This window comes from Clostridium sardiniense (assembly GCF_019753795.1).
GTDB classification, from domain to species: Bacteria; Bacillota; Clostridia; order Clostridiales; family Clostridiaceae; genus Clostridium; species Clostridium sardiniense.
This window is the reverse complement of record NZ_JAIKTU010000009.1, coordinates 160032-180325: the sequence shown is the minus strand read 5'-3', so window position 1 is coordinate 180325 and position 20294 is coordinate 160032. Positions and strand designations below refer to the sequence as shown.

At 27.9% G+C, this 20294-nt stretch carries 19 protein-coding genes; 15 read left to right on the top strand and 4 right to left on the bottom strand.

From position 1 onward, the window contains the following. The first annotated feature begins 199 nt into the window (after nucleotides 1-199). Both K5V21_RS12390 and K5V21_RS12385 read left to right on the top strand, forming a co-directional pair. The gene (locus tag K5V21_RS12390; protein ID WP_221861508.1) at nucleotides 200-1315 is read left to right on the top strand and encodes an iron-containing alcohol dehydrogenase family protein; all 1116 of its coding nucleotides are present in this window, start codon (nucleotides 200-202) and stop codon (nucleotides 1313-1315) included. 49 nt (nucleotides 1316-1364) lie between these two features. After that, nucleotides 1365-1781, top strand: coding sequence for a DUF3785 family protein (locus tag K5V21_RS12385; RefSeq protein WP_221861507.1), 417 nt, complete (start codon nucleotides 1365-1367; stop codon nucleotides 1779-1781). 42 nt (nucleotides 1782-1823) lie between these two features. Here K5V21_RS12385 and ytaF read toward each other — a convergent pair whose 3' ends face one another. Together ytaF and K5V21_RS12375 are read right to left on the bottom strand one after the other, a co-directional pair. Continuing rightward, nucleotides 1824-2444 carry a sporulation membrane protein YtaF gene (ytaF, locus tag K5V21_RS12380; protein WP_221861506.1) on the bottom strand — a complete coding sequence of 207 codons (621 nt, stop codon included), beginning with the start codon at nucleotides 2442-2444 and terminating at the stop codon, nucleotides 1824-1826. Nucleotides 2445-2635: 191 nt separating this feature from the next. After that, nucleotides 2636-5038 (bottom strand): hypothetical protein, encoded by a 2403-nt coding sequence (locus tag K5V21_RS12375; RefSeq protein WP_221861505.1) that lies wholly within the window; start codon nucleotides 5036-5038, stop codon nucleotides 2636-2638. Between the two features lie 154 nt (nucleotides 5039-5192). Between K5V21_RS12375 and K5V21_RS12370 the strand changes: the two genes are divergently transcribed. From K5V21_RS12370 to K5V21_RS12350, 5 genes are all read left to right on the top strand, one after another. Next, nucleotides 5193-5747 carry a TVP38/TMEM64 family protein gene (locus K5V21_RS12370; RefSeq protein ID WP_204593650.1) on the top strand — a complete coding sequence of 185 codons (555 nt, stop codon included), beginning with the start codon at nucleotides 5193-5195 and terminating at the stop codon, nucleotides 5745-5747. A gap of 51 nt (nucleotides 5748-5798) precedes the next feature. Beyond that, nucleotides 5799-6614 (top strand): sugar-phosphatase, encoded by an 816-nt coding sequence (gene yidA, locus K5V21_RS12365; RefSeq protein WP_221861504.1) that lies wholly within the window; start codon nucleotides 5799-5801, stop codon nucleotides 6612-6614. Nucleotides 6615-7184: 570 nt separating this feature from the next. Further along, nucleotides 7185-8537 carry a sodium-dependent transporter gene (locus K5V21_RS12360; RefSeq protein WP_221861503.1) on the top strand — a complete coding sequence of 451 codons (1353 nt, stop codon included), beginning with the start codon at nucleotides 7185-7187 and terminating at the stop codon, nucleotides 8535-8537. A gap of 85 nt (nucleotides 8538-8622) precedes the next feature. Continuing rightward, a complete protein-coding gene (locus tag K5V21_RS12355; protein WP_204593653.1) occupies nucleotides 8623-9327 on the top strand; it encodes a response regulator transcription factor in 705 nt (234 codons plus the stop codon). Beyond that, nucleotides 9314-10741, top strand: coding sequence for a HAMP domain-containing sensor histidine kinase (locus K5V21_RS12350; protein ID WP_245000716.1), 1428 nt, complete (start codon nucleotides 9314-9316; stop codon nucleotides 10739-10741). Before K5V21_RS12355 ends, K5V21_RS12350 begins: the two co-directional genes overlap by 14 nt. A gap of 4 nt (nucleotides 10742-10745) precedes the next feature. Here the strand turns inward: K5V21_RS12350 and K5V21_RS12345 are convergent, their stop codons facing one another. After that, nucleotides 10746-12233 (bottom strand): phytoene desaturase family protein, encoded by a 1488-nt coding sequence (locus tag K5V21_RS12345; RefSeq protein WP_221861501.1) that lies wholly within the window; start codon nucleotides 12231-12233, stop codon nucleotides 10746-10748. Nucleotide 12234: 1 nt separating this feature from the next. Continuing rightward, entirely contained in the window at nucleotides 12235-12876 is a 642-nt protein-coding gene (locus K5V21_RS12340; protein WP_221861500.1) for an undecaprenyl diphosphate synthase family protein, read from the bottom strand. Nucleotides 12877-13018: 142 nt separating this feature from the next. Here K5V21_RS12340 and K5V21_RS12335 point away from each other — a divergent pair, with 142 nt between their 5' ends. The 8 genes from K5V21_RS12335 (at nucleotide 13019) to hemC (ending at nucleotide 20285) form a co-directional block, all read left to right on the top strand. Then, a complete protein-coding gene (locus K5V21_RS12335) occupies nucleotides 13019-13702 on the top strand; it encodes a Crp/Fnr family transcriptional regulator (protein WP_221861499.1) in 684 nt (227 codons plus the stop codon). 53 nt (nucleotides 13703-13755) lie between these two features. Next, on the top strand, nucleotides 13756-14529 hold the full coding sequence (locus K5V21_RS12330; RefSeq protein ID WP_221861498.1) for a formate/nitrite transporter family protein: 774 nt from the start codon (nucleotides 13756-13758) through the stop codon (nucleotides 14527-14529). Between the two features lie 13 nt (nucleotides 14530-14542). Further along, nucleotides 14543-15562, top strand: coding sequence for an anaerobic sulfite reductase subunit AsrA (gene asrA / locus K5V21_RS12325; protein WP_221861497.1), 1020 nt, complete (start codon nucleotides 14543-14545; stop codon nucleotides 15560-15562). Beyond that, nucleotides 15552-16346, top strand: a complete 795-nt coding sequence (gene asrB / locus K5V21_RS12320) for an anaerobic sulfite reductase subunit AsrB (protein WP_221861496.1) — start codon at nucleotides 15552-15554, stop codon at nucleotides 16344-16346. Before asrA ends, asrB begins: the two co-directional genes overlap by 11 nt. A 15-nt stretch (nucleotides 16347-16361) precedes the next feature. Next, the gene (gene asrC / locus K5V21_RS12315) at nucleotides 16362-17333 is read left to right on the top strand and encodes a sulfite reductase subunit C (RefSeq protein WP_221861495.1); all 972 of its coding nucleotides are present in this window, start codon (nucleotides 16362-16364) and stop codon (nucleotides 17331-17333) included. A gap of 240 nt (nucleotides 17334-17573) precedes the next feature. Beyond that, nucleotides 17574-18773, top strand: coding sequence for a glutamyl-tRNA reductase (hemA, locus tag K5V21_RS12310; RefSeq protein ID WP_204593662.1), 1200 nt, complete (start codon nucleotides 17574-17576; stop codon nucleotides 18771-18773). Further along, nucleotides 18731-19402, top strand: a complete 672-nt coding sequence (locus tag K5V21_RS12305) for an NAD(P)-dependent oxidoreductase (RefSeq protein ID WP_221861494.1) — start codon at nucleotides 18731-18733, stop codon at nucleotides 19400-19402. Before hemA ends, K5V21_RS12305 begins: the two co-directional genes overlap by 43 nt. Nucleotides 19403-19415: 13 nt before the next feature. Beyond that, nucleotides 19416-20285: a hydroxymethylbilane synthase gene (gene hemC, locus K5V21_RS12300; protein WP_221861493.1), complete on the top strand. Its 870-nt coding sequence runs from the start codon at nucleotides 19416-19418 to the stop codon at nucleotides 20283-20285. The last annotated feature ends 9 nt before the right edge of the window (nucleotides 20286-20294 follow it).

Here is a 20294-nt window from a genome sequence, read left to right as displayed (position 1 = left end):
TTAGTGCTGTAGAGTTTAAAAAGCTCTACAGTTTTTTTATAGATTAATTGCTTAATTTAAATAGTATACAATTTATGGATATTTTATATTTAATCATATTAATAGTACAATTAAAATAATATATAGTATTGGGTATTTTATACAAAAGTGCTAAAATAAAGATTATAAGGTTAAGATCTTTTAATATGGAGGGGTAATTTTGAGGTTTAATTTAAAAGTTCCAACACAAGTATTTTTCGGAGAAAATACAATAAAAAATAATTGTGATAAGTTTAATAAGATAGGTAATAGAGCTTTAATAGTAATGGGAGGAAAATCAGCTAAATTAAATGGAGCTTTAAGTGATATATTAATAGCACTTGATAGTTGCGATAAAGAGTATTATATTTTTGATAAGGTTGAGGAAAATCCATCACTTGAGACAATTGAAGCTGGAAGTAAACTAGGTAAAGCTATAAAAGCAGATTTTGTAATTGGAATTGGAGGAGGATCTCCTTTAGATGCTGCTAAAGCTATATCATTAATGATTAATAATCCAAAGTTAACAAAGGAAAGTATATTTAGTCAAAAGAATCTTGAAGGAATTCCAGTTGTAGCAGTTCCAACTACAGCAGGAACTGGTAGTGAAGTAACGCAATATGCTATAGTTACAGATCATATAGGAAAAGTTAAGAGAAATTTAGGTCAAACAATATATCCAAAGATGGCATTTATTGATTCAAGATATACAGAGAAGTTAAATATTCCTATGACAAGAAATACAGCTATGGATGCATTCTCGCACATTGTTGAGGGATATTTAAATAGAAATGCTACAGAATATACAGATAAGTTATCACAAGAGGCTTTAAAGATATGGGGAGAAGCATTAGATGGACTTTTAAATGGGGCTTTAACTAAAGAAGATAGAAATAATCTAATGATGTCATCAACTTTAGCAGGTGCAATAATATCTAAAAATGGTACATCTATACCACATGGAATGGGATATGCTCTAACATATCATAAGGGAGTTCCACATGGAGTAGCAAATTGTTGTTTATATAATGAGTATTTAAATAGTTTTAAAAATAAGAAAAAGGTTAATAATATAGTTAATATATTAGGTTTTTCATCACTTAATGATTTAGAGAAAGCTATAATTAAATTAACACAGACTAATAATTTATCAATTACAGAAGAAGAAGCAAAAAAATATACAGATGAGATATGGAATAATAAAGAGAAACTTAAAAATCATCCAGAAGATATAAGTTATGATGAGTTATATAATATTTATTATAAGAGTTTAGTTAATAGTGGTAATATACAGTAAGTATTATATGGTATAATATTATAAATACTAATAGAAAAGAGGTATATAAATGAAATACAGTTTTAAATATGAAGATAAGACATATGATTTAGATAAAAGTAATCTTATAGAAATAATTAATGATGAAGAAAGTCCTATAAAGGATATAGACATAGATATAATATTAAAGCTTTTAAATGAAGGTGAAGAGATAGCTTTTGATAAAGCATATTATAGTAGTCCATGTGAAGAATGTAATGCTAATTTTAAGGAAAAGAAAAGTATAAGTGAATATTTAGAATATTACTTCTACATTTATACCAAGGATGGAAAGTATGTTATAAGTGATATATCAAAAGAATATGAGAATCTAACATTTAATAGATTAGAGTTAGAAGGAAAAGTAGATGATAGCTATATAGTTACAGTTATTGTTTGCACAAATTGTTCTAAGTATTTAGTTCAAATTGAAGAATTAGAAGTATAAAAAATGAGGTTATCTTATATGATAGCCTCTTTTTTAGTGAGATTATAGTTTTAAAAATGCAATTAATAATAAACATATTCCTGAAAGCCATGATAGATTTTTATTGGAGTTTTCAGGCAATAACTTTTTACCTACAAAGGAACCGAGTTTTATCGAACATATTCCAAAAATAAAACAGAATAATATCATAAGTATTGGATTTATATTAATAAAACTAGCTCCAAAACCAACGGCTAAGCTATCTATAGAAAGTGCAATAGCTAGATAAATAGATTCTTTTAATGATATAATTTTTGATTCATCAAAATCTGCTTTTGTTTCATCTATATACACTTGAAGTGCAAAGCTGAAGTCGAATAATTTAAATGTTAATGGTTCTTTACTTTTTGAGAATTTCCCCATGTATTTTTTAAAGAATCCCTCGAATAATTTATAAACACCTAAGATTATAAATATTCCAAAACTTATATATTTAGGTAGATATGCAGGCATTATATTCTCTAGATAATTTCCTAGAGTCAGAGAAAAAGTTAAAATTAAACAGGATACTATATTTATAATAATTATATAAAGATTAGGAATCTTAATTTTATCTGCACTATATGCAATACTTGCAACAAATGAATCTATTACAAGAGAAAAAACTAATATTAGAGCTTCCATAAATTCACCTCAAAAAACTCTTTGTTATACTATCTTATGACAAATACAGACAAAAAGTGAGTGAAGTAAAGTTATATAGATAAAGTTTAAAATAATTAAGCCTATAAGAGTTAAGTATCTCCTATAGGCTTAATAACTATAATAAAATATTGAGTTTAATATAGTTATCTTTTATAATTGTACAGCTATTTCTATTGAATATCAGCTTTGAATGGAGTAATAGGATTTCCTTTAGCATCTTTAGTTAAAAGTTGATCTTGTTCTTTAGTTGTTGAAACAGAAAGTGGTATACTTGATAAATTTAAAGTATTAGATTCTACAGTTAATAATATAGTCTTAGTGTCACTAGTAGAAAGTTCAGCCTTTGATAATACCATAAATTTATTATCCTCTTCATTGGCTGTTTTTACTGTAAAGTCAGAAAGTGTAACAGAATCTTTATTTATCTCATTATCAAATAATAGTCCTACAGTAAGTGTAACGAAAGGTGTTCCAGTCGTTTGTGATTCCTTATAGGCTCTAACGAGTCTAGCTGATAACATATTTGATGTAATAGTATTACAAGTAGCTGAAGCTTTTATTTTCTTTCCAAATATATCTGTAGTAGTAACTGTATCTGTTGTTGTCATATCTAAAGTAGTAATAGATGATTCAAAGGTTCCAGTTGGGAATGTGAATGTAAGAGTTTTATAATCATCTGATAAAGTAACATTAATAGGAGTTGTAACATTTGAGTTTTTAGTAAATTTAAAGTCAGCAGCCGAAAGTGTTGAAGGATTAAACATAAATTCATTAGAAGTACTAGCTGTAAATTTTAGTGAACTATCTGATAAAATACTCATGGAGCCTCCAGCAATATCAAGTTCTGGAACTAGTGCTGTAATAGTACTTTCTTTACTTATAGGGAATATATTACCTGATTGATTAGTTACATATATAATATCTCTAAGTCTTGCATATCCTATATTAATTGCACTTGTATTTACAGTTGCATCAAATTTACTAGATAGGTTTAACCTCATCCATTTGTTTGAATTTAATGAATCAACTTTAATAGATTCACTTAGAGGAATTGGATCAGTAGTTCCTGGAGTTTCAATTAATCTATAATTAGTAGCTAAATTTGCTCCGTGCTCATCACTTACGTTCATTACTCCATCAAACATTACTAAAAGCACATCTTTATCAGGATCAGGCATTAATATTTTTTCAACTGTTGGAACTGCTAAATCTACTATATCAAATGTTTTGCATACATCAACTATCGGAATTCCAAATATATCAGCTACATTTGAAACGCATAGAGTATAATTTCCAGCAGGTAGTTTAGCTGTTTCTATAACAAATTCGTTTGTAGGATCAGTTGAATTGGTTATAGAAGTTATTGTAATAGGATCTGTAGGTGATGTATTACTATTTAGGACATAGTTGCTTAAATTTTTAGCTGAAGCAATATTCATATCCCAAGAATACTTAAGGTTTATTTTAGTTGTAGTTGAAGTAGGATTAGAAGTATCTTGGTATACAGCATCAAGCGTTGGTGAAGCAGCAGTAATAGTTGTAGTTAAAGGAACTATTTTTGTTGTAAAACCTGAGGCGTCAGTTATAGGGCTTACTACAAGTTCAACATTACCAGCTGTAAGTGGAGTTGTATATTTTAGTGTGTATTTTAAGCTCTTTTTATCAGATCCAACTCTTTCACGTGAATCTATTTCTTTAGAAACTCCGTTACACATTACATATCCAATGTTTGAACCATCTGCAGCTATAACATCTTCCTTTCTTAATAGAACTTCTTTATCAAAAGTTACTATGAATTCAGTTAAAGAAATAGGTGTAATATTAACTGGTTTTGTAGGATACTGATCACTTCTTAAGCTGAATGGTTTTTCCATTATAGGTATTTCACGTTCTTCTTTAGAATAGTCAACTAATATAGAAGACTTATCTGTAATATTAGATCCTTGAAGTCTAGTATAGTTTATAGTTAAGCTGTGAGTATCGCCTATAGGAAGATTTTTTATATTTGATTGTATTTCAATAGATTTTTGGTCAGGGCTTACTGTTGCAGTGAATAATTTTTCATCATCATCAATAGTAAAGTATCCTTTCCAGTCAATTGAATCGCCAGCATTAGGTTGGGTAGTTGCTCCTATAACATCTCTATTAAAATATATTGCATAGAAGTTATTTAAATTTTTAGTTCCACTTGGCTCTATTTTATCAAGATTTTTTACTGGGTAAGGAAATACTACTTCTATTATACGATTACCGTAAGTTCTTACATCTGCATTTATAATAGCAGGAAAATCTTCAACTAATATAGTTTGATTAAATAAATCTATACCATTATCTGAAATTACAACGGTATAAGATTCATTAACTTTTAGAAGAGTAGAATCATCAAAGAGTATAGTTCTTACTGTTTCAGAATCATTAAGAGAGCTTTTAACTACTGAAAACTTTAATTCCATATTAGGGTCTTCTATTGAAGAAATAGATACTTTAGTTGTATTTGTGAAATTTGAAGTTAATTCTATATCAAAGCTCTTGGGATTAATGTTAGATATTGAGTTTGGATTAATAGCAAACATTCAATTACCTCCTGGTTATTTAATTGGTATTATAAAATTCTTTTATATACTATGAATTAGCACATATTAATGTGAATTCAAAAGAAAATATAAATTAATAGTAGATATGCTTAAATATTTGTCTTATAATAAATAAAAATGAAGGGGATTTTATATGTTTAGTGTAGATGGAGTTTTGAACCTATTAAATAATTATAGTGAAATAGCAATATTGATTAGTATAGTAATTAGTATACTTATAGCTATATCTGGGGTAATACCTTCTGTCTTTGTTACAGGAGCAAATATATTATTTTTTGGTCCTGTATGGGGCTTTTTTATATCGCTACTTGGAGAAGTCATTGGTGGTTGGATTACATTTAGGTTATATAGAAAGGGATTTAAAAAGAGTTTTAATAATTTTACAGATAAGCATGAACTTTTAAAAAAAATTGCAAAAAGTAGTGGAAATAGAGCAGCATTTTTAATAATTCAAGGTAGAATAATTCCATTTATACCTTCAGGATTCGTAACACTTGCAGCGGCACTATCTAATATAGATGATTTTAGATATAATTTAGCTACATTAGTTGGAAAGATACCATCAATTTTATTAGAAGTGCTTATTAGTTATGAAGTCATTTCGCAAGGTGCTAAAGGTATAGAAATTGTTATTACTATTGTTGCAGTTTACTTTATTTATAAGACTATTAGAAAACGTAAAGTATGATATAATAAAAATGTTTAAATTACAATATAGAGTTAGGAGAGAGCAAAAAATATGTATAAGTTAATAGCATTAGATATGGATGGTACTCTATTAAATGATGATAAAAAAGTATCAGAAAAAACTAAAGAAGCTTTAAGAAAAGCTAAAGAACTTGGAGTTTATGTTGTACTAGCTTCAGGTAGACCAATAGACGGATTATTAAAATATTTGGAAGAGTTAGATCTTTTAGGTGAAGATGATTATGTTCTTAGTTATAATGGATGTTTAGTACAAAAAACTAAGAGTAGAGATGTTGTTTGCGATGTAACTATTAAAGGTAGTGATCTTAAATACCTAAAGGGATTAGCAGATGAAGCGGGATTAAATATACATGGTTTCTCAAAAGAGAAGGGGCTTATAACTCCTAAGGAAAATAAATATACTTCATATGAAGCTCATCATAATAATATAGACTTTCATATAGATGACTTTAAAGATATAAAAGATGATGATGAAATAATAAAAGTAATGATGATTGATGAGCCTGATGTTTTAGATGAAGGAATAAAGAAGCTGCCTAAGGAAGTTTATGAAAAGTATACTGTTGCAAAGAGTGCACCATTTTTCTTAGAATTCTTAAATAAAGAATCAGGTAAAGGTATTGGAATTAAACTTTTAGCTGAGCATTTAGGGATAAAGGAAGAAGAAGTAATTGCAGTTGGAGATGAAATGAATGATTTCTCAATGATTGAATATGCAGGACTTGGTGTTGCAATGGGTAATGCTTGTGATAAGATAAAAGAAATTGCAAATTATATAACTGATACAAATAATAATGATGGTGTAGCTAAAGTTATAGAAGAGTTTATAGTAAAAGAAAGAATATAATCTAATACGTTTAATAAAAGACTCCTAAAGTTTAGGAGTCTTGTTTATTTAGTATGATACGGGTAGATTACGTTTTTTCTTTTTGACAAATAAATATATTTATTTGAAGGGTTAATATGAATAGCCATCCCTTTTAAAACAGTTAGAGTATTCTTTTTTTTGTAATAACTTTATCACTAAATTTAGTTATATTACAAAGTATATTTAGTGATGGATAAAATACTTCATGTCTAGTCTCTAAAGTATTTTAAAGAATTATTTAGACAATATAGAGATAAATATCCAATTGTAAAATGGAGAGGAGAGGCAAATTGTTAAACTTCTCATCCAATCAAAATAATCCCTTTGATGTAAGTAAAATAAATTAATAGATAAAATTAATAAAATAATATATTAAAGGAAAAACTGTAGAATATAGTATGCAGTTTTTCTTGCTTTTTCTTATAAATTTATTAAAATATTCCTATAACATGAACAAAAGTTAAAATATAATATAAAAAGATTGAAAATATGACAATGATAAGTATATAATCTACTAGTGATAAATTTAGTGAAAATGGAGAGGATAGTGTGGAAGAAAATAGAGAGAAATTCTCGTCAGGATTAGCAGTTTTTTTTGCTACATTAAGTTCATGTGTTGGTTTAGGAAATATATGGATGTTCCCTTATGTTGTAGGGGAAAATGGAGGAGCAACATTTATACTTATTTACTTAGCTTGTGTTCTAATAATAGGGCTTCCAACCCTTATAAGTGAGTTTGCTTTAGGAAGACAAACAAGAAAAAATATTTATGGAGCAGTATCATCTATAACAGATAAAAAAATGTTTAGAGTTATAGGTATATTTGGTGTTACAGCATCATTTTGTATGTTATTCTTTTATACTGTAGTTACAGGATGGGTATATTCATACGTATTTAAAGCATTAACAGGAGCATTTAAGGGTGCTGATGCACAACAGGTTGCAACTATGTTTAACCAAACAAGTTTGGGACCAATAAGTCCAATTTTATGGCAGCTTTTAGCTTTAGTAGTTGGAGGAGTTATTCTTACAATGGGAGTTAAAAGTGGAATAGAAAAATTAACTAAGACATTAATGCCAGTTCTTATAGTATTACTTGCACTATGTGCAATAAGAAGTGTAAGTCTACCAAATGCAATGGGAGGAATAGACTTCTTATTTAAGCCTGATTTTAGCAAAGTTACTTTTAGTGTATTTTTATCAGCTTTAGGATTAGCTTTCTTTAAATTATCTGTTGGTACAGGGTCAATGGTTACATATAGTAGTTATTTTACAGATGATAATAATTTAATAGCTACAGGAGCAAAAGTTGCAGTTGCAGATACATGTGTATCATTAATTGCAGGTATTGCTATATTCCCAGCTGTATTTTCTTTTGGGCAAACTCCAGCAAGTGGTCCAGGATTATTATTTAATACAGTACCTTTAATCTTTTCAAAAATGCCAGGTGGAACAATACTTGCAGTAGTATTCTTCTTACTTACAGCTATGGCAGCAACAATGGCTATGATATCAATTATGGAAGTTTTAATTGCTACTTTTTCAGAGCAATTTAAAATTGGAAGAGTAAAAGCTATAATAATAAATATAATTATAATAATAGTATTTGGATCATTAGCATCATTATCTGCAAATCCAGATGCACCATTAGCTAATGTAACTATATTTGGTTTAACATTCTTTGATTTCTTTAATGCAATTATATCAAATGTATTGTTACCTATTAACGGATTCTTAGTTACTATACTTATGGGACACGTTATTAGCAATAAAGTTTATACATCTCAATTAACAAATGATGGTACATTAAAGAATGAAAAATTAGTTAACTTTATTACTTTCTTAGTAAGATATATAACACCAGCATTAATATTAATAGTATTTGTTAAATCTTTCATTTAGAATAGAAAAATATGTTATAATAAAGGAAGTCCAATGTATATATTGGGCTTTTTTATTATAAATTTTTATAAGGTAGGGATAAAATTTGAGATACAGTATTTTATTATGCGATGATGAAAAAGAGATATTAGATGTTTTAGAAGTCTATTTATCTAAAGAGGGATATAAAATTTTAAAGGCAACCAATGGAGTCGAGGCTTTAGAGATATATAAGAATAATGATGTAAATATTGCTGTTATAGATATAATGATGCCAAAAATAAATGGAATTAGAGTAGTTAAAGAATTAAGAGAAAATTCAAATATTCCAATAATAATGCTTTCAGCTAAAAGTAGGGATGAAGATAAAATTCTAGGATTAAATATAGGTGCTGATGATTATATAACTAAGCCATTTAATCCTTTAGAGGTAGTTGCAAGAGTTAAAGCACAGCTTAGAAGAGTTTATAAATTAATAGATGGAGAGAGCGATGGAAAAGAGATTATAAAAATTGGAGAAGTTGAATTAGATAGATATAATGTAAAAGTTCGTTTTAGAGATAAAGAATTAGAGCTTACTTCAATAGAATACAAGATAATTAAGTATCTTATGGAGAATGCAGGTAGAATACTTACAAAAAATCAAATATTTGAAGAAGTATGGAATGAGGTATTTTTAGGAGGAGATAATACCATAATGGTTCACATAAGTAGACTTAGAGAAAAAATAGAAGATAATTCTAAAAAACCGAAATACTTAAAAACAATAAGAGGGTTAGGATATAAATTTGAGAAAAATGTGGATATTTAATAAAGAAAAGAGGAAGGATAAGCTTGTAGTAACTGTTTTTAAAAGATATACAAGTTTTGTTATTATTCTTGGATGCATATGTTTAGTATCTTATGCATACCTAGGTATAGAATTATCTAAGGTTATAGATAAGAGTAGTATACCAGTTTTAGATATAATTAATGGAAAATATATAGATTATAACATAATTAATGTTGATGAATTAAAAAAATTAAAAGGTGAGATTGAGATACTAGATTTATCTGGAAATGTAAAAAAAAGAATAGGGAATATATCTGTAAATAAAGATCACTATACAGATAAAGAATTACTTAATATTGCTAGTAAAAAGGAAGTTGGATCATATCAGGTATTCTTAAATAATATTAAAAATAAAAAGGGTGAAGAATATATTACTATATTAAGGCTTCCTAAGGAGAAATTCACATTTAATGTTAATCTATTAGAGATGCCTCTTAGTGTTAGTAAACCTTTTTATAAAGAATATGGAAAAGTGTTTGCAATAACTGTAGGTATAGCTTTATTTTGTATAATTATATATAGTATATGGACAGCAAGAAAGATTAGTAAACCATTAAAAGAAATAGATGATACTTTAGTTGATATTATAAATGGTAATTATAATGAACCTTTAACGATAAATGGGGAAGAAGAGTTTCAAGGTGTAAAAGAGACGTTGAATTTTCTAATAAATAAGCTTAAAAAAAGTGAAGAGGAAAATAAGAGGTTAGAAGAAAGTAAGAATAAACTTATGCTTGATTTAGCTCATGATATAAAAACTCCTATGACGACTATTAAAAGTTATTCAATGGCACTTTATGAAGAGATGATAGAAGATGAAAATAAGAGAAAAGAATATTTTAAAACCTTATATAAAAAATCAGAAAGAGTAAGTGAACTTATAGAAGAATTGTTTGAATTCGTAAAATTAAACAATGATAAATTAATTATAAATTTAGAGGATATTGATATAACAGAAGAATTAAGATTTATTGTATTAGAATTTTACGAAGAAATAGAGAATCTTAATATAGAGCCTATAATAGATATTCCTGAAGGACCTATATTTTTAAGACTAGATTTAAAATTAATAAGAAGAGGAATAAGTAATATAATAGAGAATTCTATTAAGTACAATGTGAATGCTACATATATAAAAGTAGAGTTAATAGAAACTAGTGATAATGTTGAAATACTGATAAGTGATAATGGTGTAGGAATACCACAAAAGATTAAAGATACATTATTTGATGAATTTGTAAGAGGAGATGAGAGCCGAGGAACTGATGGAGGTACTGGACTTGGACTTTCAATAAGTAAGAAAGTAATAGAAAAGCATAATGGGAAGATATATTTTATTGATGAAGATAAAGGCGCTAAATTTAGAATCTTATTAAAAAAGCAACAATATTAAAGTATTATTGTTGCTTTTTTATATCTTCGTTTATGGTGGAAACTGCTATTTTACTAGAGTTTAGAACTATAGATACGCCAGCACCAGGATGAGTTGATGCACCTACAAAGTATAAGTTATTTAATCCTTTTATTTTACATTGAGGTCTAAAAAATAGTAAGTTCTTAAAGGAATGATTTATTCCATATCCAGCACCAGCATAACTATTGAAAGCATTTAAAAAATCTAGTGGAGTTATATACTTTTCATATTTTATATAATTTTGCAAGTTAGATATTTTTAGATGTTTTTCTAATGTGTTGATTATACTATTTTTTAATGAGTATATAGTTTTATTATTCCAAGTTACATTATTAAAAAGTAAATTAGGAACTCGTAAATTAATAGTTATTAGTTCGTAATTACCAGTTTTATTGATTCTTGTAGGGCAATATACATATAGATGAGGATTAGTTTGTAAATATCCATTAAAAGGTGCTTCTATATTATATTTAAAATTTTCACTTATAATAGAATTATGAATAGATAATTGAGGAATTCTTTTATCTATAACTAAATGCATTATAAATGATGAACAAGAAAAATCATTAGCAGAGTTATATTTATTTTTTATATTAAGTTCTTTTGGAAGTAAGTTTTCTAGTGCATAAGGGACATCAGCATTACAAACTACTATATCTGAGAACAATTGTTCATTATTTTTAAGAAGAACACCAATACATGTTCTGTTATTAAAAATAAATTTTGTAACTTCAGAGTTTATTTTTATATTTCCACCTCGTTTTTTAAAGATAGAGACTAAAGATTTAATATAAGATGATATACCACCTCTAATAAAAAACATACCTGTTGAATAATTTATTAGAGGAAGAATAGTAAATAAAGATGAAGTATTATAAGGAGATACACCCATATACATACTTTGAAATAACAATGAGTTTATTAATAACTCACTTTTTAAATTATCCTTTAAGTATTCATAGCATGTAGAATCTAAATCTTTATTAATTAATGTTTTAATATTTTTCAATTTTAATATATCTTTATTAGTAGTTAAAGGTACTTTCAAAAAAACATTATTTATTTCAGTAAAATCTATATATGACTTAGAGATTAATGATAAATAGTTTTTAAAATCTCTATTATCAATATTAGATATAGTTTCTGTAAGCTTTGGAATACAGGAAGAAAATATATAATTACTATTATTATTTTCAAAAAAAACTTTATATAGTGGATCTATCAATGATATATCTATATAATCATGTATATTTTCATTTATATCTTTAAATAATTCTATATAAGGATCAAATATTACAGGGATAGTAGCACATAAATCGAATTTAAATCCGTTACAAGATAAATTAGAAGTCTTACCACCTAAAAAAGAATTTTTTTCTAATAATGTAACAGCATATCCTTCATTTTGAAGACGGATAGCTGCAGATAAGCCACCTATTCCGCTTCCAACCACTAAAATATTTTTGTTCATTTTAACCTCCAAGTGTTATATCCTGCTTATCATACCAAGATAATGCGTCAAAAAGATCTGTTTCTTTAAAGTTAGGCCAAAAGTCATCGATAATATAAAAATCAGAATAAACAGATTGTATTGGTAAGAATCCACTTAATCTTCGTCTTCCTCCCCAGCGTATTATTAAATCTATACGAGATATATCAGTAGATTGAATTGAGCTAGAAATATTTTTCTTAAGATCGGTACTTTTCTTAAGAGAATATAAATCCCATTCCCAGCCATAGTTTATAAGGAAATTAACTTTAATTCCGCCTTTTCCAATTTTCTTTCTAGAGGTATACTTAAGTAACTCTTTAGGAAAATTTTTAGATTCTGCATTTCCCATAACTAATATTTCACAGTCTTCTTTCTCAAGAAGTTTTACTGATTCAATGCATGCATAAGTAAAGGCATCCTTTTGTACTGAAGGCCTTTTTGTGTTATCTATTGTAAATCCATAGAAGGTTAATTCTTTAATTCCTAAGTTTTGACACTGTTTAAATAATATAAGTCCAGGCAATATACCACTAGAATATCCTTTATCTTTAGTTAAACCAAGAGATACTGCATACCTTCTATTACCATCGGGAATTATACCAATATGATTTGGAATTCTCATACTTTTTTCCTCCTTAAAAATTTAATTATTTTTATTGTTTCCATAATAACAAAAAATATCCAATAATAAATTGAGAAAAGTATTGAATTTGTTATAGAATCTAAGTATAGTAATAAAGAAATGGACGTTTACGGGTGATATTATGATAATTTTAAATGAACTAAAACAATGCAAAACATTCCAATGTATATCAGATAAAACTTTAGAGAAGTTATGTTTGATTGGAGAAAAAACAGCTTTTAAAAAAGGTCAACATATATTTAGAGATAAAGACTTTATAGATAGTATCTATGTAGTCTACAGTGGAAAAGTATCTTTATACAAATTAAATGAAGCTGCTCATAAGAAAGTTATATTTATATTAGGGGAAGGGAATATAGTAAATGAAGTTGTCTTAGAAAAGATGAAAGCATCTATAAGTTGTGAAATGTTTGACGATGGAGAACTCTTTGTCTTTGATAGAAATAAATTTATAAGGATTATGAGTGAAGATTTTGAACTTACAAAGCAGGTTATAGGAACATTATCTTTAAAGGTAAGAAGATTATATAGACAAATGAAGAATTCTACTCCTTTAAAAATAGAAAAAAGACTTGCAGCAAAGCTTTGGAAGTTAGCTAAGGATTATGGTGTAGAGGAAGATGGAGAAACAATAATAAATCTAAAAATAAGCATAACATATCTTTCAGATATGTTTGGAATGCCAAGAGAAACTATCTCAAGAGCACTTAAAATTTTAGAAAAAGAAGGACTTATAAGAAAAGATAAAAGAAAATTTATAGTAAAAGATAAAGAAAAACTATCAAATTATTTTAAAAGTTTGTGATAATTATCACAGATGTCAAATTAGAAAGGGAATATAATAAGGGGGAATCAACAATGTATGGAGAAGATTTTGGTAGGCTAATAGCACTATCTAGAAAAAAAACTAATTTTTTAGAGGATAACAGAAAAGGTTATGTAATAAGTGCTATGCATGCAGGTCTTTTTGTGGGATTTGGAATAATGCTCGCTTACACTGTGGGTGGAACATTAAATGAGGCTGGATCAGAATTTACTAAAATAGTTATGGGACTATCATTTTCAGTTGCATTATCATTAGTTATTTTTGCAGGAGCAGAGCTCTTTACAAGTAACAGTTTAGTTATGGCTTCAGGGTATCTAGGAGAAGAAGTTAAAGTCAGAGATGTACTTAAAATATGGAGTGTAAGTTATATAGGAAACTTCATAGGATCGATTTTAGCAGCTTTTCTTTATTATGCTTCTGGATTGTGGAGAGGTACTGCAGGTAATTATATGGCAAATTATGCTATGAATAAGATTAATGTTTTACCTAATGAATTATTTATTAGAGGTATATTGTGTAATATACTTGTGTGTTTAGCAGTTTGGTGTGCTTACAAAATGAAAGATGAAACCGCTAAAATATTAATGATGACACTTTGTGTATATGTATTCTTTGCAATTGGCTTTGAACATAGTGTAGCAAATATGACATTATTAGTTATAGGTTATCTACTGCCTCATGGAACAGTTACTCTAGGTGGAATTTTGTACAACCTATTGTTTGTTACATTAGGTAATATTGTAGGAGGAGTATTGTTTGTTGCTATCCCATATTATATGATTTCAAGAAATAAAAAAGCTCATTAGGAAGGAGTTTATTATGGGATTTAAAATTAGAACTAAAGATTTAAACAGTGTGTTTGAAAAAATGTCAGGTAGCTATAAAATAGTAGCGCCAATAGTTGTAGAAGGTGCTGGAAGATGCTCAGAAACAGATATAGTAAGATATGATGAAGTTAAAAGAGTAGAGGATATAGAATTTAATAGAAAGTCAGACTACTCATATAAGGAAGCATTACTTCCTATAACTCAAACTATATTATTCTTTACACAAGATGAATATAAAGAGCCAGTAGTTAATGAAAAGCCTCAAATAATATTTGTAAGAAGCTGTGATTTACATGGTGTAAAGAGAGTAGATGATATATATCTAAGAAATGGATTTGTGGATCCATACTACAAAAAACTAAGAGAGGGCGTTAAGTTTGTTCTTATAGGATGTGAAAAAAGTTTTGATAACTGCTATTGTGTGGATATGGAAACTAATAAATCAGATAATTATGATGCGTATTTAAAGGTTTCTGATGGATATGCGTATTTAGATATAAAGGATGATGAATTAAAGGAATACTTTAATGAAACTCCTAAAATGGAAATGGAAGTTAATCCAGATTTCGTAACAGAAAATAAAATAAAGGTTAATATACCAGAAAACTTAACATTAGATGTTATGGATTCAAAAATGTGGGACGAATACTCAGAAAGATGTATAGCTTGTGGAAGATGTAACTTTGTTTGCCCTACATGTACTTGTAATACAATGCAAGATATCTACTACAGTGATAATGAGAATATAGGAGAAAGAAGAAGAGTTTGGGCTTCATGCCAAGTACCAGGATACACAACAATGGCTGGTGGTCATGAATTTAGAAAAGCTAATGGTCAAAAGATGAGATTTAAGATCATGCATAAAGTTTATGACTATAAAAAGAGATGGGGATATCACATGTGTGTTGGATGTGGAAGATGTGATGATATATGCCCAGAATACATTAGTGTACCAGGATGTATAAACAAACTACAAGATGCAATGGATGAGGTGAATTCAAATGACAAATAATGATTATATACCATTTCCTTCAAAAATATTAGAAGTAATTGAACATACAGATATAGAATATACATTTAGAATGGAATTTGAAGGTGAAGTAAAACCAGGACAATTCTTTGAAGTATCAATACCAAGATATGGGGAAGCACCAATTTCAGTAAGTGGTATTGGAGAAAACTTTGTTGACTTAACTATAAGAAGAGTTGGTAAAGTTACTAATGAAATATTTAAAAACTATGTTGGAGATAAATTATTTATGAGAGGACCATATGGAAATGGTTTTGACTTAGATATTTATAAAAATAAAGAGTTAATAGTAGTAGCTGGAGGAACAGGACTTTCACCAGTAAGAGGAGTAGTTGATTACTTTGCTACTAATACTAATGAAACTAAGGGATTAACTTTAATCACAGGATTCAAGAGCCCTAAAGATATGCTGTTTAAAGAAGATTTAAAGAGATGGAATGACAAGATGAATTTAATAGTTACTGTTGATTCAGCTGAAGAAGGATATATTGGACACACTGGACTTGTAACTAAGTTTATTCCAGAACTTGATATAAAGGATAAAGAAAATGTTCAAATTATAGTTGTAGGACCACCTATGATGATGAAGTTTACTGTTATGGAATTCCTAAAGCTTGGAATTAAAGAAGAAAACATATGGATTTCACAAGAGAGAAAAATGTGTTGTGGATTAGGTAAATGTGGACATTGTAAGATAGATGATACTTACATATGTTTAGATGGACCAGTTTTCAATTATACAAAAGGTAAACTTTTAAGAGATTAGGAGGGAGAAAGACTTATGGATATAAATACAAAGAAGCTTAAAAAGAATGCATTTAGAGTAACTAAAAAAAGAGGATATACTGCTTCAAGAGTTAGAGTTCCTGGTGGACATTTAGATGCAAAATATTTAGGTATGATTCAAGAAATAGCAGACAAGTACGGTAATGGAACAGTTCATATAACAACTAGACAAGGATTTGAAATTCCAGATATAAAAATGGAAAATATCCCAGAAGTTAATGAAATGTTACAACCTATAATCGAAGGATTAGAAATAAATCAAGAAGTTCCAGGCGGTGGATATACAGCAGCAGGAACAAGAAATGTATCAGCTTGTATTGGTAATAATGTTTGTCCATTTGCAAACTATAATACAGCAAACTTTGCTAAAAGAATAGAAGATGCAATTTTTCCAAATGATCTTCACTTTAAGGTTGCTCTTACAGGATGTCCAAATGATTGTATAAAGGCAAGAATGCATGATTTTGGAATAATAGGTATGACAGAGCCACAATATGATTACTATAGATGTATAAGTTGCCAAGCCTGTGTTAAAGCTTGCAAGAAGAAAGCAACAGGTGCATTAACTTTTGAAAATTATAAAGTAAAAAGAGATGCTAGCAAGTGTATAGGTTGTGGAGAATGTGTAATGGCATGTCCTACAAGAGCTTGGACAAGAAGTAAGAAAAAATATTATAGACTTTCTATTATGGGTAGAACTGGTAAGAAAAATCCAAGACTTGGAGAAGATTTCTTAATATGGGTTGATGAAGATAGTATAGTTAAAATCATAGAAAACACTTATAAGTATGTTACTGAATACATCGATAAAGATGCACCAGGTGGAAAAGAACACATTGGATATATCATAGATAGAACAGGATTTATGGAATGGAAGAAGTGGGCTTTAGAGGGAGTAAATCTTTCAGAGGATGTTATATTAAAAAATAATGTTTACTGGAATGGTATTAAATATCCAAACACTTAAAAAGTATTAATTTTAAATCTCGTATAACTAATAACTTATATAAAATATAATATAATATTATTTGAATATCACTAGAGTCTGATTTACAATTAAATTTGAAAGTCTGTATCTAGTGATATTTTTATTATATAAAAATGAATAGAAGATAATCGTAAATAGTTGTATAATAAAGAGTAAATGGTCGTTTACATAATTAAAGTTTTACGATAATTTTACATAATATTTTAATGGAGTGAGAAGATGATAGCAGTTTTAGGAATACAAAAGAATATTCCATTGCAAATACGAGAAAAATTTTCTATAAAGCCTAAGCTGAGAGAAAAAGCTATGAATGATTTAAAGGAAAGCTTAGATGAAGTTGTTATTTTAAGCACTTGTAACAGAACAGAAATTTACTTTAATCATTCTTTAGAAGAACATGAAGTATTAAAAATTATTTTTAATTCTTTAGGATGGGATGAAGAATTAAGAGAGTACATATTTTATATAACAGGTGATAGTGCTGCAAAACATTTATTTAAAGTTATATGTGGTTTTCATTCAAAGATTTTAGGGGAAGATCAAATTTTAGGTCAAGTAAAAGATGCATATATGGAAGCATTAGAAGCTGGTTCAGTTAATTTAGAGCTTCAAAGGTTATTCCAAGAAGGTATAACTTGTGGTAAGAAGTTTAGAAATGAAGCAAAACTTTATGAAATACCAGTATCATCTGCATCAATAGCAGTAAATAAAGGAATTAGTAGTGAATGTAAAAGCTTTATGGTACTTGGACATGGAGAAGTTGGAAAGCTTGTTGTTAAACATTTATTGTCCCATAATATAGAGGATATTATTATTGCTGTAAGGAATAAGAGCTCACTAGATTATAGTGAAAATGAAAATATCAAAATAATTGGTTTTGATGAAAGAGCTGAATATATAAATAAAGTTGACTCAATAATATCATGTACATCAGCTCCACATACTGTAATTTCAAAGAAGGAAATTGAAGAAGAAGGAGAAGAATTATTAATATTTGATTTGGCACTTCCGAGAGATGTAAGTGAGGATGTTAATGAATTAGATAGAGTTACTGTTTATAATATAGATGAAATTAGTAAAGTAGATGATGAGAATAAAGATTTACGAAAAGACAGAATGAACGAATTTTATTATTTAATAGATGAGTATTTAGATGCTTATAATAAGTGGAGAAGTCTTAGAGAAGTAGCACCGTACATAAAAGATTTTAAAAAGCATGGAGAAGAAATATATATTAAAAGATATACTACCTTTAAGAATAAAGAAGGTAGAGAAGATAAGTTAGTAAAAATGCTTATGAAAAGTACTTCGGACGCTTATGTAAATAGAGCTATAGAGACTCTAAAAGAAGAAACCATAAGAGGATGTGGTGAGGAATGCATGAGAATTCTAAAGAAGATATTTATAGAGAAAATTTAGAATATATTATGTTATCTCTTTTTTCAAATAAAATAAATGTTTTAATAATTGGAGCTGGAAGAGCCGCACTTATTAAAGCTAAAACATTTTTATCAAATGGATGTAATATTAAAATTGTGGCTAAAGATATAAATGAAGAGTTTTATAAACTAAGTTGTGAAAAAGTTAGAATAATAAAAAGTGAATATGATGAAAAGTTCTTAAAGGGTAATCATATAGTTATAATTGCAATTGACGATGATAGTATAATAAAAAGTATAATAAAGAGTTGTGAAGATTTAGATAAAATATATATAGACTGTAAGAATCCTAAAGGTGGTATAGGTGTTGTTCCAATGAATATGAGAAGTAAGGAAGTATTTTTAGGAGTTAATACTTTAAGAGGAAATCCAAAGGCATCAAGGATGATGGGAGATTATATATTAGATGAGGTTAAAGAATTTGACGATTTTATAAGGATAACATCTATTATAAGAAATAATATAAAATCTATTAAAAATAAAAAAGATGAGATATTAGATTTTATAATAAGTGATGATTTCAAATATATTATAAGTAAGGGAAAAGAAGAGCTTACCTTAAAGCTTTTTTATGAAGAAGAATTAGTTAATAAATTATTTAAGAATTAGGTAGGGTGAAGTAATGAAATTTATTGTAGCGACAAGAAAATCTAAATTAGCTCAAGTTCAAGCAGAAAAGGTTATGGAGTTATTAAAAGGAAGAAATGTTGATTCAGAAAAGCTTCTAGTTGTAACAGAGGGGGATAGAAGACTTGATATAACTTTAAATAAAATAGGTGGTAAAGGCTTATTTGTTAAAGAAATTGAACAAAAGATGCTTGAAGGAAAAGCTGATCTTGCTGTACATAGTATGAAGGATGTTCCACATGAACTTTTAGATGAATTTGAGCTTGTTTGTATGCCAGAGAGAGAAGATATAAGAGATGCTTTTATATCAAGAAATAATATCTCATTTAATGATTTAAGAGAAGGTGCTGTAATTGGAACTAGTAGCATGAGAAGAGCTGAAATGCTTAAAGAAATTAGAAGTGATTTAAAGATAGTTCCAATTAGAGGAAATGTTCAAACAAGACTTAAAAAGATGGAAGAAGAAAATATGGATGGGATAATTCTAGCAGCTGCAGGTCTTAAAAGATTAGGCATGGAAGACATAATTACAGATTATTTTGATCCTAAAGTATTTCTTCCAGCAGTAGGTCAAGGAGCATTAGGAATAGAATGTCTTAAATCCTTTGAGCACAAAAATATCTTAAAATCAATGGATAATGAGAAAGTAAGAATAGAAGTTTCAGGAGAAAGAAGCTTTATGAGAGCATTAGGTGGAGATTGCCATAGTATGATTGGAGTTTATTCCGAAATAAATGGTGATGATATATATATGATTGGAACATATATGGTAGATGGAAAAATAGTTAGAAAAGATATAACTGGAAATAAATATGATAGTGAAATATTAGGGAAAAAACTAGCGGATAAAATATTAGGTAAGTAGTAATTTGGA